Annotated in this window: 11 protein-coding genes, 1 pseudogene and 1 riboswitch; of the genes and pseudogenes, 4 read left to right on the top strand and 8 right to left on the bottom strand. The window is 33.7% G+C overall.

Annotation, left to right across the window (positions count from 1 at the left end; genetic code table 11):
- Positions 1–287: transposase (locus GA0061080_RS12610; RefSeq protein ID WP_167349220.1), on the top strand; the 287-nt coding region annotated here is incomplete at its 5' end.
- 396 nt (positions 288–683) lie between these two features.
- Here the strand turns inward: GA0061080_RS12610 and GA0061080_RS10075 are convergent.
- Entirely contained in the window at positions 684–1,016 is a 333-nt protein-coding gene (locus tag GA0061080_RS10075; protein ID WP_065635643.1) for a DMT family transporter, read from the bottom strand.
- A 688-nt stretch (positions 1,017–1,704) separates the two neighbouring features.
- Between GA0061080_RS10075 and GA0061080_RS10070 the strand changes: the two genes are divergently transcribed.
- Positions 1,705–2,097 (top strand): hypothetical protein, encoded by a 393-nt coding sequence (locus tag GA0061080_RS10070; protein WP_091125016.1) that lies wholly within the window; start codon positions 1,705–1,707, stop codon positions 2,095–2,097.
- A 326-nt stretch (positions 2,098–2,423) separates the two neighbouring features.
- Here the strand turns inward: GA0061080_RS10070 and GA0061080_RS10065 are convergent.
- A pseudogene (locus tag GA0061080_RS10065) lies at positions 2,424–2,668 on the bottom strand (helix-turn-helix domain-containing protein); the annotation flags it as partial.
- A gap of 124 nt (positions 2,669–2,792) precedes the next feature.
- A complete protein-coding gene (locus tag GA0061080_RS10060; RefSeq protein ID WP_091125012.1) occupies positions 2,793–3,497 on the bottom strand; it encodes a GntR family transcriptional regulator in 705 nt (234 codons plus the stop codon).
- Between the two features lie 176 nt (positions 3,498–3,673).
- Here GA0061080_RS10060 and GA0061080_RS10055 point away from each other — a divergent pair, with 176 nt between their 5' ends.
- Together GA0061080_RS10055 and GA0061080_RS10050 are read left to right on the top strand one after the other, a co-directional pair.
- Positions 3,674–5,563: a beta-glucoside-specific PTS transporter subunit IIABC gene (locus tag GA0061080_RS10055; protein ID WP_091125009.1), complete on the top strand. Its 1,890-nt coding sequence runs from the start codon at positions 3,674–3,676 to the stop codon at positions 5,561–5,563.
- A gap of 13 nt (positions 5,564–5,576) precedes the next feature.
- Positions 5,577–7,013, top strand: coding sequence for a 6-phospho-beta-glucosidase (locus GA0061080_RS10050; protein WP_091125020.1), 1,437 nt, complete (start codon positions 5,577–5,579; stop codon positions 7,011–7,013).
- A gap of 77 nt (positions 7,014–7,090) precedes the next feature.
- Here the strand turns inward: GA0061080_RS10050 and dinB are convergent, their stop codons facing one another.
- From dinB to thiB, 5 genes are all read right to left on the bottom strand, one after another.
- Positions 7,091–8,146 carry a DNA polymerase IV gene (dinB, locus tag GA0061080_RS10045; protein WP_091125005.1) on the bottom strand — a complete coding sequence of 352 codons (1,056 nt, stop codon included), beginning with the start codon at positions 8,144–8,146 and terminating at the stop codon, positions 7,091–7,093.
- Between the two features lie 85 nt (positions 8,147–8,231).
- Positions 8,232–9,938 (bottom strand): phosphoethanolamine transferase CptA, encoded by a 1,707-nt coding sequence (gene cptA, locus GA0061080_RS10040; protein WP_091125001.1) that lies wholly within the window; start codon positions 9,936–9,938, stop codon positions 8,232–8,234.
- A 177-nt stretch (positions 9,939–10,115) separates the two neighbouring features.
- Complete coding sequence (gene thiQ, locus GA0061080_RS10035; RefSeq protein WP_091124997.1) at positions 10,116–10,826, bottom strand: thiamine ABC transporter ATP-binding protein ThiQ; 711 nt, start codon at positions 10,824–10,826, stop codon at positions 10,116–10,118.
- Positions 10,810–12,381: a thiamine/thiamine pyrophosphate ABC transporter permease gene (gene thiP, locus GA0061080_RS10030; protein ID WP_091124994.1), complete on the bottom strand. Its 1,572-nt coding sequence runs from the start codon at positions 12,379–12,381 to the stop codon at positions 10,810–10,812. The genes thiQ and thiP overlap by 17 nt, the downstream gene beginning before the upstream one ends.
- Positions 12,382–12,395: 14 nt before the next feature.
- Complete coding sequence (gene thiB / locus GA0061080_RS10025) at positions 12,396–13,352, bottom strand: thiamine ABC transporter substrate binding subunit (protein WP_209435808.1); 957 nt, start codon at positions 13,350–13,352, stop codon at positions 12,396–12,398.
- A gap of 87 nt (positions 13,353–13,439) precedes the next feature.
- Positions 13,440–13,548: riboswitch (TPP riboswitch) on the bottom strand.
- Positions 13,549–13,872 lie beyond the last annotated feature (324 nt).

Raw genomic sequence — 13,872 nt, 5'->3', positions numbered from 1 at the left:
AAGTCAATACAGTGATAGCCGATAAAGGTTATGACAGCGAGCCTTTTCGGTGCTTTGTTCGTCAAAAAGGCGGACGAACGGTGATTGCTAAACGTAATTATGGTAAGGATATAGATAAAAGCAGTATGGATAGGTGCCTTTATCGCTATCGTCATTTAGTCGAGAATGCTTTTGCTAGAATCAAGCAATATCGTTCAATATCAACTAGATACGATAAGTTAGAAAGGAATTATGCCAGTATGGTATCACTGGCATTTATGTTAATGTGGCTGCCAATGTATTGTTGAGTAATTTATGTACAGCAAAGATCAACAGCCCCTAGGCATTAGTTTTGTTTTTTATGGATATTTATTACATTATTTCTCAAATTACTATAAGCAACGTGAAAAATTTCTACAGTTTAGTTTTAGTTAAACTGCTTAATAATCAGCGTATCAATCAAAAATTTACCAAACCAATCTATGCCCAAATCAATGGAAAACCGAAAGCCTGATACGAACTTTAATGGCAATGCCTCATAATCAACAAATATTTAGTGATACAAAGACTGTCAACAAAAGCTACAACGCTTTATGAGTTTTTAAAAGTCTATTTCAATCATGAAGTGTAAATAACCTTATGTTTTTATACAATTAAATTTTAAATCTGTGTCTATAAGCTAACTATGAAGGTAACTTTATTAATCAATGCCCTGACACCTTCGAAAATAAATTAATAATCACAACACCAAACATGATAAACCCCATCCCAACTAAAGCTGCAAGATCCAAAGTTTGTTTTAAAAAGATCCATGCAATTAAGCTTATTAAAACTATTCCAATTCCAGACCAGATAGCATAAGCAATACCTACGGGAATGGTTTTTAATGCTAATGAAAGTAAATAGAACGAGGCACTATAGCCCACAATGGTAATGATGGAATAGATAAGATTGGTAAATCCATCGGATAGTTTCAATGAAGAAGTTGCAATAACTTCACAAATAATTGCAAAAAAAAGTAATAAATATGAGTTCATCTTAATGCCTATAATCGTCAAATAAAAAGCCAACTACCCAAAATTTGGGTTAAAATTTTAAAACAATCAATCTCTAATTAACTGTTGAACGTTAATAGATAAAAACAATATTTTGTTGCCTTATTTTGATATCATTAATTATTATCGAAAGGTAAAGATAGATAGCTATTAACGCTAGAAAAGGACGATATTTATGATAACTTAGGCTTCTACTTTAAAAATAACTTATTAATTATTAATAAATAAATATAGCCCACATACCAAAATAGCTCCGCTAAATCTATATAACAACCATCATTATACCTAAAATGAGGCACTTAGTAGTAACTTTTACATACTATTTTTGGTGTGGCAGATGAATTCATTTTATATAATTTTCTACTTATTGATGTACCGATTCTTCTAACTAGACAGAAATATCTTCTAGTTCTATTTTTTTGATAAAATTAGAAATAATGCTTTTACACTTATAATAAGTTAATATATAGAAATTCTTCGCGTTGTTTACAGTAATTTGAGAAACGACTGTAATGAATATACAAAAAACAAAACTAACGCCTTATCACAGATAAGCGATAGAGCGCTGATATCAAAAAGAAAAATAACTGTCACCAATTTGGCTAAACGCTTTATGGTCAGTTGTCCTACCATTTATAACGTACTAAAAAAAGCCTGATTGAAGCTGTTTATGCCTTTAACCAGTCAGAATGAACGTTATAAAACCATCAGTTATGGAATTAAACGCCTAGTTAAAGTCGAAAAATCGATTGAAGATAAATTAAGACGGCAAGCTAAACGCGATAACAAAACCTCTCTGAGCGAAATACGACAGGTTGATACCAAAGGTTTACCTTTACTTAAAAATGAAACGAAGCAGCAAACTAGAGAATATTCGCTTGACAGTATCAATTTGATTTTTAAGGTTTTTATACATAAACGCAGCGCATTCCTGAAACTTTTTAACAGAAATTCTACTTCTTTGATTTATTTAGATAAACTGTGTGATAACCGGTATATCAAGCAAAAATCACCTGCCCACAAACCAATAAAAGCCAAAAGCGTGATACGAACTTTGAATTGAAATGTGGCATAAGCAGCCAATATTTAACGATTCCAAAGAAAGAAAACAAAAGCTTAAATGTTTGATTAATTTTTATCTTACGGTTAAACCGCATAAAACAATTTGAGGAAAAACGTCTTATGATTTTTAGCGGATTATTTTAATCATAAAGTGTAAACAGCTCAGCGTTTTCCTACAATTAATTAGATATAAAGGGGCCTTTTAGCCCTTTTTTATTTATTACATTCTTTATTTTTTAACTTAACTTGTTACTTTTTAAAAATTTTTGAAAGATTACAACGATCAGTAAGGTTAATTAGATTAAAACTATCATGATGTGTTTTATTATATTCATAGGCCATATTGACAACCGCTTGTTCTATATGTGGCTCTACCCGATTTTTTTCGATAGGCTTTTTACGACTGATTTCTTGAAGCGCAGCTCACCCCCTTGCTCATACAGTTTTTTAAAGCGATAATAACTATCTCGACCGTATCCCATAACTTTGCAAGCTTGTTGAACGTTACCGAGTTGCTTAGCTAATTCTAAAAGTCCTAATTTGGGTTTAATGATTTTGGCAGTTTGATTTATTTCTGACTCTCCTTTTTGTGTTATAAAATAACTCAAGCGTCAGATTAAGTAAAGACTATTACAATTTAAAGGAAGATGAATGATCGATTTCTTATTCATCTTCCTAATAATTCATCATTCAAACTTACTTTGAGTGATTTTGTATACAAAATCTTGCATTTTCGTAGTGGTAAATAATGGTTGAAAAGTCAAAAGGTTCGCCAGCTGTGGTATAAAATACCTCTTCCACACAAAGAGCTGGTTCACCTGCTTGTAAGCCAAGATATTGAGCTGTTTCGGCATCAAGTTTGATTACTTGAAAATATTTATCAGAAAAGCCAATATTAATATTATAATTATCTTGAATGTAACTAAAAATTGAGTTTTCAACAATTTCTTTATTCAAGTAATTGATTAATTTTTTGCGATAATAAGATTGCTCTAGGCCATATAATTTACCATCAACATAGCGCAGGCGCTTAATAAAATAAACATCCTCCTCATCATCACACTGTAAATTATCTTTTACCTTTGAGTTTGGTTTAATAAGATCGACATTAAGAACTTTGGATACACCATAAGTATCGTCTAAATCAACTGTAAAACCATGACTTTGCAAAAAATTGAGATAGCCTCTTTTTTTACGTTCACGAACAAAAATACCGCTACCTTGCACTTGATAAATAACGCCCTGCCGCTCAAGGCAGTTAAGCGCTTTAACAATTGTACTACGACTGACCTGATATTGATTAATTAACCCGTCAATATTAGCAAGTTGCGTCCCTTTAGGTAATTGCTGCTGATAAATCAGTTGTTTAATCTTCCCTGCAACATATTGATATTTAAGCATTTAAAGTTCTTTTTCATTCTCTAAAAATTAAATATTTATTTTATACAAGTTATATTAACTTTTAAACTAAATCATATAAAAAAGAGATCTAGATCACAAACAATATAATTGGTAATTAACAATTTAAAATTTCAGACTAAGATAAACACATTAACTTACGTTAAGGAGCTAAATCAATGTCATCAAAAATTAGAGACTATAACAAACTCGCTGTTGATATTTTAAATGAACTAGGCGGTGAAAATAATATTGTGACCGTTTCTCGCTGTGCAACGCGTCTTCGTCTTGTTACCCAACATACACCAGATCACGCAAAAGAGAATATCGCTAAATTGCCGGGCGTGATTACCGTTGTTGAAAAAGGTGGTCAAATCCAAGTGGTTATTGGCACGCATGTTGATAAAGTTTATAACGCCTTTACGCAACTGATTAATACTGATAAAAAAGTAACGAATGACAATAAAGCGAATATTTTAAATCGTGTTATTGCGACGATGTCAGCTGTTTTTGCGCCATTTGTTTATGTTTTAGCCGCTTCGGGGATTTTACAAGGGATCTTAATTTTAATTAAATTAGGCTTTCCTAAAGTGGAATCAACTAGCACTTATAAAATTTTTGACTTTATTTCTTGGGCACCTTTTTTCTTTCTTCCAATTTTTATTGCTATTACTGCTTCACAACATTTTCGTTGTAATATTTACATTGCGGTGGCTTGTTGTGCCGCATTACTTTCTCCCACTTGGACTAAATTGGCAGAATTAATCAAAGAAGGGGCAAAAATCGATTTATTTGGTATTGCATTATCAGAAACGCCTTATAACTCAACCGTACTACCGCCACTTTTTTTGGTGTGGCTACTGTCGTATTTAGAGCGATTTTTGGAACCACGATTACATAGTATTATCAAACCTCTTTTAATGCCTTTAATCTGTTTAGTGATTATGGTGCCATCAACACTTATTGCTATAGGACCAATAACTGCAAACGCAGCTCACTATATTGCTAATGGTTATAATTGGATAGTTAATCTTGCGCCTTTCATTGCGGGTGGGTTGATTGGTGCTGTATGGCAAGTATTGGTTATTTTTGGTGTACATTGGGGAATAGCACCTGTCATCACCGAAAATATCAATCAATATGGGCAAGATTCTTTCCAAGCATTCCAAACTATTGCCGTAATTGGTCAAGTGGGTGCTGCACTAGGTTTTTATATAAAAACTAAAACACAAGAAATGAAAGGTATTTCATTATCTGCATTTATCACAGGTTTATTTGGTATCACTGAACCTGCTATTTATGGTGTAAACTTACGCTTTAAAAAGCCATTTATTTATGGATGTATCTGCGCATCTTTGGGTGGCATTGTTGCTGGGTTCTTTACACCTTATTACTATACTTATGCAGCACTACCAGGACCATTAACCATTGTCAATACCATTAAACCCGATAATATGAGTTCATTTTTTGGTGTGGCAATTGGTTCAGCAATTGCATTAATTGGCCCTGTAATTTTAATCCAAATTTTTGGCACTGGCGAAACGATACAAGATAATTTTAACAACCAAAAAACTATCAATACCCAAGACAATAATCCTAAGATTCTTCTTGATGAAGTTGACATCACAAGCCCGATGACAGGTAAAGCGTTATCACTAAGCGAAGTGCCCGATCCTGCTTTTTCACAAAAACTCATGGGTGAAGGGATTGCCATTGAACCCACCGATAACCACGTTTATGCACCTTTTGATGGCGAAGTCACAGCCGTGTTTGAAAATTCTAAACATGCCATTGGGTTAACATTAGATAACGGCGTTGAGTTGCTAATTCATGTTGGAATTGATACGGTTAATTTGACTAATAACGAGTTTGCATATCACGTTGAATTACACCAAAAAGTGAAAAAAGGTGATTTGCTAATTAGCTTCAATCCTGATGCAATTAAGCAAGCTGGTTACCCATTAATTACCCCAATTATTATTGTTAATACTGATCAGTATCAACAAATTTCATTAACCGATAAAACACAAGTAACAGTTGATGATATCATATTTAATATTAAGCAATAACAAGGAATCAAAAATGACTAAAAAACCATTTTTATGGGGCGGTGCTTTAGCCGCTCACCAATTTGAAGGCGGTTGGAACGAAGGAGGTAAAGGCCCAAGTGTTGTGGATGTTATGACTGCAGGTGCTCATGGCGTTGCAAGACAAATCACTCAAGATATCGAAGCTGGTAAATTTTATCCAAACCATACAGCAATTGATTTTTATCATCATTATAAAGACGATATCAAGCTTTTTGCTGAATTAGGTCTTAAATGTCTACGCACCTCGATCGCGTGGACTCGAATTTTTCCAAAGGGTGATGAACTTGAACCAAATGAAGAAGGCCTTCGCTTTTATGATGATGTTTTTGATGAACTAATAGCTCACGGCATTGAACCAGTTATCACATTATCCCATTTTGAAATGCCTTTACATATTGCTCGCCATTATGGTGGTTTTAGAAACCGTAAGACAGTTGAATTTTTTGAGCGCTTTGCTACTGCATGTTTTGAGCGTTATAAAAATAAAGTCAAATACTGGATGACATTTAATGAAATCAATAATCAAATGGATACCAGTAATCCTATCTTTTTTTGGACTAACTCTGGCGTACAAGTTAAACCTGATGAAAATCCGCAAGAAGTTCTGTACCAAGTTGCACACTATGAACTGTTAGCCAGTGCTAAAGCAGTAATAGCAGGTAAAAAAATTAATCCTGATTTTCAAATTGGTTGTATGGTATCGCATGTACCAATTTATCCATATTCTTGTAATCCTGAAGATATGATGGCATCAGAAATCGCCATGCATCAACGATTCTTCTTCCCTGATGTTCACGTTCGTGGTTACTATCCAGCTTATGCATTAAAAGAATTTGAGCGTGAAGGATATAAACTAGATATTACCGAAGAAGATTTAGCTTATTTGAAAAAAGGTACGGTTGATTACATTGGCTTTAGCTATTATATGTCTACTGTTGTGAAAGCGGATGCCAAAAATGATAATCGTGACAACATAGTTAACGGTGCACTACCTAATGCGGTTGAAAATCCTTATATAAAAAGCAGCGATTGGGGTTGGCCAATTGATCCTGAAGGTTTACGTTATACACTTAATCGTCTGTATGATCGATATCAATTACCGCTATTTATTGTCGAAAATGGTTTTGGTGCCATTGATGAACTTGAAAACGGTAATCAAATACACGATAAACCGCGTATTGAATATTTAGGTGCCCATATCAAAGCCATGCAAACCGCTATAGATTATGATGGTGTTGATGTCATGGGCTATACCGCTTGGGGAATTATTGATGTTGTTTCATTCACTACTGGCGAAATGAAAAAACGTTATGGCGTCATTTATGTTGATCGTGATAATGAAGGAAACGGCAGCATGAAACGTTATAAAAAAGACTCATTTGAATGGTATAAAAACGTCATTAGTACTAACGGTGAAAGTTTAAAATAATAATTCTCAATTAGTTATTATTGTATGAGGATGTTTAAGGCGTTGCCAACATCCTCTTTTTTATGAATTAACAATAACTAAAATGGAAAAATCAGCTGCTTTTCAACTTGTGGATCGATTAACGTAACATGGAACCCAATTAGCCGAACCCCACGCCCATTACGCCGCTCTAACCAAACTTTATGCGCTTGCTCAATTAAGTCAGCTTTATCCAATTTAGACCACACATGTTCTTGTGTAGTTAGCTGAAAATCATCAAACTTAAATTTTACGCCTTGCCGAGCAATCGATAAATCAGCACGCACTTTGCTTAACCGTTTTTCGATTTCATCAAATAATGGGTCGAACTGCAATAAACACTCTTCCCAACTATGAATATCATCAGTTAAAGTACGCTCAACGCCAACAGATTTACGTTGTCTATCACTACACACTTCGCGATCATCGATACCTTGACATCGTTCATACAATACTCGCCCAAATTTGCCAAATTGATTAATTAATTTAGTTACATCATAATTAACCACATCATTGCACGTAAATAGCCCCAATTGGGCTAATTTCTTTTCTGTTACTTTACCCACTCCTGGGATTTTTTTTAAGGAAAGCTTATCAATAAAGCTATCAACTTCATCAGGTGTTATCACATACTGGCCATTAGGCTTATTCATATCTGAAGCAATTTTTGCAAGAAATTTAAGAGGTGCAACGCCAGCTGATGCGGTTAATTCAAGTTCATTAAAAATAGTTTGGCGAATATCTTGCGCAATTAAAGTGGCAGAGCCATAACAACGTTTGCAATCAGTAACATCAAGGTAGGCTTCATCAAGCGATAGAGCTTCGATAGCTTGTGTATATCGCTTAAATATTTGGTGGATTTGTTTGGATACTTCTTTATAAACTGTATGCCTACCCGGTATTATTTTAAGATTAGGACACAGTTTTACAGCTTGAGTCATAGACATAGCACTATGTATACCATATTGACGAGCTAAATAATTGGCAGTAGCAACCACGCCACGTTTACGAGGATCCCCCCCTACCGCAATAGGCATATTACGATAACGGGGATTATCCCTCATTTCAACGGCGGCATAAAAACAATCCATATCAACATGAATGATTTTTCGCATAAATGACTTAACAACATCTAAAAATATATACTGTATAAATATACAATACCATAATTTAAACCGTTGTGTAAATAACCTGTGATGGTTACTTAGATAATTTATCAAAATCAATTAAACCATTTTTATCATAAGGATCGCCAATCCAACGAATCGATTCATGAAAATTAGGATTAACAACACTTTTTTCAGGAATATATAAGTTATAACTTAACCCTGCTAAATCAGACCAAGTGTGAATCAAATCTTGTGTACTAAATTTGCGATCCACATAATTTTGATAATTATTAGGATGAGTTTTTGCCCATGTTGGTGATTGCCAAAGCATAAATGGTATAGTATACATAGTTCGAGTGGGTGCTTTTTCGTTTCGACCCAAAATATTGTGCGGAGGTGTTTGATAAACATCCTCACCATGATCTGAAAAGTACAATATAAATCCATTTTGTTGGCTATTTTTAAAGATATTAAAAAGTGTTGTTGTAACGTAATCGTTATAACTTATTGCATTATCGTAGGTATTATAGATATCGACTTTATCGTTATCGATATTAAACGAAATACCTGTTTTATCTTTAAAACGATCATGTTCGCCTCCTTTCGGATAACGAAATTCATATTTCATATGCGTGCCTAGTAAATGAATAACGATAAATTTCTTTTCACTTGGATCGGTTAATACTTTTTTAAATGGTTCAAATACAGACTCATCATATCGCCTTGCACTTTGATTACGATCGTTATTCATATAAAATTGTTCATCAGTTTGCTGAGAAAACATTGTTAGCATTGTATTACGTCGCGTCATTGTCTGTTGGTTGGTAATCCAAAATGTCTTATATCCTGCTTGTTTCATTAGATGTATTAACGAAGGTGTTTTTAAATATAAATCAGGATGTTTTTCATCAGCAAAAGTTAACGCTTGTTGCAAAATTTCAATGGTATAAGGCCTTGACGAAACCACATCATTAAATACTACAAAATCTGGGTTATCTTTTTTAAACTGCTCAATTTGTGGTGTGGTATCCCGTCCATAGCCATAAATGCCCATTCGATTGCGTGTTGTTGACTCACCGATAACTAGCACCAACGTTCTTGGAGTATTGCCGTTGGCATCTTTTAAGTTTTCTAACGGTGGTAACGTTTGTAAATGGTTTAAAATATCTTCCATATTAGATAGTTGTGTTCGATAAGCCAAATAACTATTAAGAAGTTGCCATGGTACGGTTGTTTCCATGCGCGTTAACAAATGAGATCCCGCTTTTCCAATAGAAGATTTTTTGATTGTAACGCTAATAAACACCGGCATAACGGCATAAATCACAATTAATAGTGATGCAATCGATTTCGTACGGTTTTTAACATAAACTGGTTTGACTTTAGTCCAAAGATAAATTCCAATTAAACTATAAATAATCAGAACTGCAACTAATTTAAAGCTCAAATATTGTTGAATAAACTCACTAGATTCTGTAAAGTTTGATTCGGCCATAATAAAAAACACACTTTGCGAAAACTCCTGCCGATAAATCGTAAAATAACCAACAGGAATCAAAGACAAACTTCCTACAATCCCACCAAAAACAGTTGCAATTTTCCGTGTATAGTTAGGAAAAATCAAAATAGGAATAAGCCAAATCAAGCTATAAATGATAGAATCTCGCAACCCAATGACATTTGAATGACCAGAAAAGAAAATATACAATTGCAATGCACTAGAAAAATAAGTAAAAAATAGAATATCAAAGATAAGCGCTGACCAACTAAATGAACGATTTATTTTTGTATTTTTCATAGAGATTGAATAAGTTAAGTGTAGTTATTAGCAACAATCTACACAAAATAGATTAATAAAACCTTAAGATATAACTGCATGAATTTAAATTAATAATAAGTCAAATTTGCGAAAATTAATTTAGAAAAAGCATAAATCAATATAGACAGCAAAAAGGCCTTTATTTAGCCCTAACAACTACGCTTTATTGAAATTAAAACCCAACATGTTGGCAATATGGTTATTTTCAGATTGTTTTAGTTGCTTTGGCAAACCGTTAAAGACAATCTGCCCATTATCTACTACCAAACAACGCGAAAAATAACCTAGAAAATCGCTAATATGATGTGATACCATCATTAAAGTCAAATTAAACTCATCACAAATTTGATTAACTAATGCTAACATTTCAAAGCGTAAAGCTTGATCAAGTGCTGAAAACGGCTCATCTAACAATAAAATAGGACGTCGTTGAATTAGGCAGCGCGCTAAAGCAACACGTTGACATTGCCCACCTGATAACTGATCAGGATAACGATTATTAAACCCCATTAAACTAACTTTCACTAACATATCATCAATGGTCTGCCGTTCGCAATCAGTGAGTGTTAAGCAAGGCCTAATACCTAAACCTATATTTTGTTCAACCGTTAAATGACTAAATAAATTATTATGCTGAAATAAAATTGAAACAGGCCGTTTACCTGGTAAAATATTAGTCATTTTTTGATGATTAAGTAAAATATTACCAGAATCAGGAAAAATAAACCCTGCTATCAAACTTAGCAAGGTACTTTTACCCGCACCACTTGGCCCTACAATCAGCACCTTGTCTTTAGAAGCTATTTTAATATCAAAATGCATTTTAAAATTATCATAATGATAATTAATTTTATTCAGTTCTATCATAATCTATCACTATCAACAAACTAAAAGATAATATTAACAATAAAGCAGCCGTTACGGTACTTTCTTGATAATGATAATGTGATATCTGCTCGTACAAATAATAAGGTAGCGTAGTGACAGATTGACCACCAAACAACGCAATAATACCAAAATCGCCCAATGACAAGATCGCCGCAAAAGCAAAACTCTGGACAATTAATTTTTTTAGCGCTTTATATTCAATTAAATAAAAATGCGAAAATCCGTTAATATTAAGTGATTGGCTTAATTGCCAGTAACGTGATGCGACATCATACATGGGCATGGCAAGATTTTTTAATATAAAAGGTAATGCCATTAAACCGTTACATAACATCATTAACCCACAAACAAAGACAGCACTATAAGCAAAAGGAAACAACAATAAAAATAAACCTGATGCAAGTACCATACTTGGAATAACTAAAATGAGCGAACCCACTAACATTAACCGATTACTCCAACGTACTTGCTGATTAATCAACAAACGGCTATTGGTATAAAGCAACAATAACGCAAGCAACATAGCAATAATGGCCGAACCAAAGGCAATTAATAATGAAAATATGATAGCTCGTTGAAAATCTACCGTTAAAAATACCCACTTAAAAGAACAGATACCTTCAATTAATATAATAACAATTGGCAATGAAATAAATAATCCACCAATAACAACAATTACCATACACAACAACGCCAAATTCCACGAAACAGGCAAACGGTAGTATGATCTAAAATAACGCACGTTAATTTTTTGCCTATGATTAATTTTTTGCATCAAACACATAAAAATAGCACAATAAACCAACTGCAAACATGCTAAAAGCACAGCTTCAATCAAATCAAAATCACGAATAGCTTGATAAATAGCAACTTCAAGTGTGGTATATTTGGGCCCTCCTCCAAGTGCCAATGGGATAGAAAAGCTAGAAAAACAAAGCATAAAAATAAGCGTTGCCATTGGTAGCAACTGCCGAGACAGCAATGGCCATTCAATCAATTTAAAATAAAAAAAACTTGAAAAATTCAATTGCGCTGCCAATTGTTTTTGTTCAATTGGTACACTATTTAATGTTTGATAAAACAAACAGCAAGCATACGGAAGATTAAGAAATACATGGGCAAGTAAAATACCTTTTAAACCATAGATTGAACTAAAAAATGACACGCCAAAATAATCAAAAATTGACGCGAATAAACCATGTTGTCCATAAATAGATAGTAATCCTGTAACCACAACCAATGTAGGCAAAATAAAGGTAATAGGCATAATGCGCAACAATAACCCCTTCCCCCAAAAGTTAACCATCGACAAGGCCTTAGCCATTAACACGGCCAACATGACAGATAACAATGTTGATAATATAGCCTGATAAGTCGTTATCCAAATTACATGCAACAAATAGTCATCAAAATAAACCGTCAAATTATTGGATTTAATCGCTGCCATGCAAAGCGCAAACAACGCTGTAGCTAATACAATTAAGATTAAGCTTGCAGCGCAAATACCGGGAAGTAACGTTTTTAATTTCAACATTATATTGAATAAAACTATTTGCTAACAGTAGATTTCCATTCACGTACCCATGCTTTTTGTTGGCTTTCAACTTGCTTTGCATCAAACTCAAGCGCTTTATTAATAGGTTTAATCTGTCCAAAAGCTTCAGGTAATTCGGTATTAACAATCGAATACATAATATTTTTTTCTGCAAATTGGCGTTGCACATCAGGCGTTAATAAATATTGTAAAAAAGCACGCGCTAATTCAGGATGATGATTATATTTAGTAATACCTGCCACTTCAACTTGGCGATAATGCCCTTCATCAAAAATTGCAGCAGCATAGCGATGTTCATTATTATTCATAATATGCGCAACAGGTGAAGTACTATAGCTAAGCACAAAATCGGCTTCACCTTTTAAAAATAACCCATAAGATTCGCTCCAACCTTTAGTAACTGTAACAGTATTTTTAGCTATTTTTTGCCATGCTGATACTGCATCATCACCATAGATATTTTTTACCCAAAATAAAAAACCTAAGCCTGGAGTACTTGTTCTAGGATCTTGATAAATAATTCGCCAATTTTCTTTATTATCAACTAACTCATGCATACTATGCGGAGGATTGCTGATCTTTTGTTGATCATAAATAAACGCAAAATAACCAAAATCATAAGGTATAAAATCACTATCCCACCAATCAATATTCAAATTATCAGGTTTACTAATTTGATGAGGAACAATAATATTGGCCTTTTTAGCTTGCTCTAAAAGGTTATTGTCTAATCCTAAAATAACATCTGCATTGGTTTTATCACCTTCAAGGCGAATCCGATTCAAAATTGACACCCCATCGCCTAACGTCACAATATCGAGCTGACAGTCACATTGAGCTTCAAACCCTTTTTTAATTTCCTGACCGGGTCCCCATTCTGAAATAAACGAATTGTAACTATAAACTGTCAAAGTAGGGCGTTCGTCGATAGCGTTAACATTGTTGTTCATAAAAAGTATAAACAATCCAAAAGGTAATAGAACATTTTTAAAAAACATTTTGCCTCCAAATAGCAAATAAAAGACAAAAGGTTTGAGTAGGTATAATAACTCAAATCCCTCCGCTGGCATTATCCAGTTCAGGTTCGACGGGTTACGTTAGCCAACCTAACATTCTCAGCCCTTCTTGGCACCCCGTTGAGAACGTTGAGTAGTTTAGAGGTTAGAGTTAGGCTTGTAAATAACGGAACAGGTAGTAAATAGAATTTTGGGAATTTTCTACTTAAATACTATACACTCCTGAAACTTTTAACAAAAACAACTAGCAAAATAAACCAATAAACAGCCCCCACTCAATGTGGAGCTGCTGCTTTTTATTGCTTGGCTAGCTTTTTATAACTTAAGTCTGATTTTTTTAGGTTTTTTACATAAACACAGTACGTTCCTGAAAGTTTTTAACAAAAATGGGGCTTTGTCTGTTTTTTTGATAGCGTAAAAAAACTGAAATATTGACCTTGCGGTGTTGTTGGCG

The organism is Gilliamella intestini (assembly GCF_900094935.1).
Classification (GTDB): domain Bacteria; phylum Pseudomonadota; class Gammaproteobacteria; order Enterobacterales; family Orbaceae; genus Gilliamella; species Gilliamella intestini.
The sequence above is the reverse complement of the archived record's forward strand: the minus strand, read 5'-3'. Positions and strand labels throughout refer to the sequence as shown.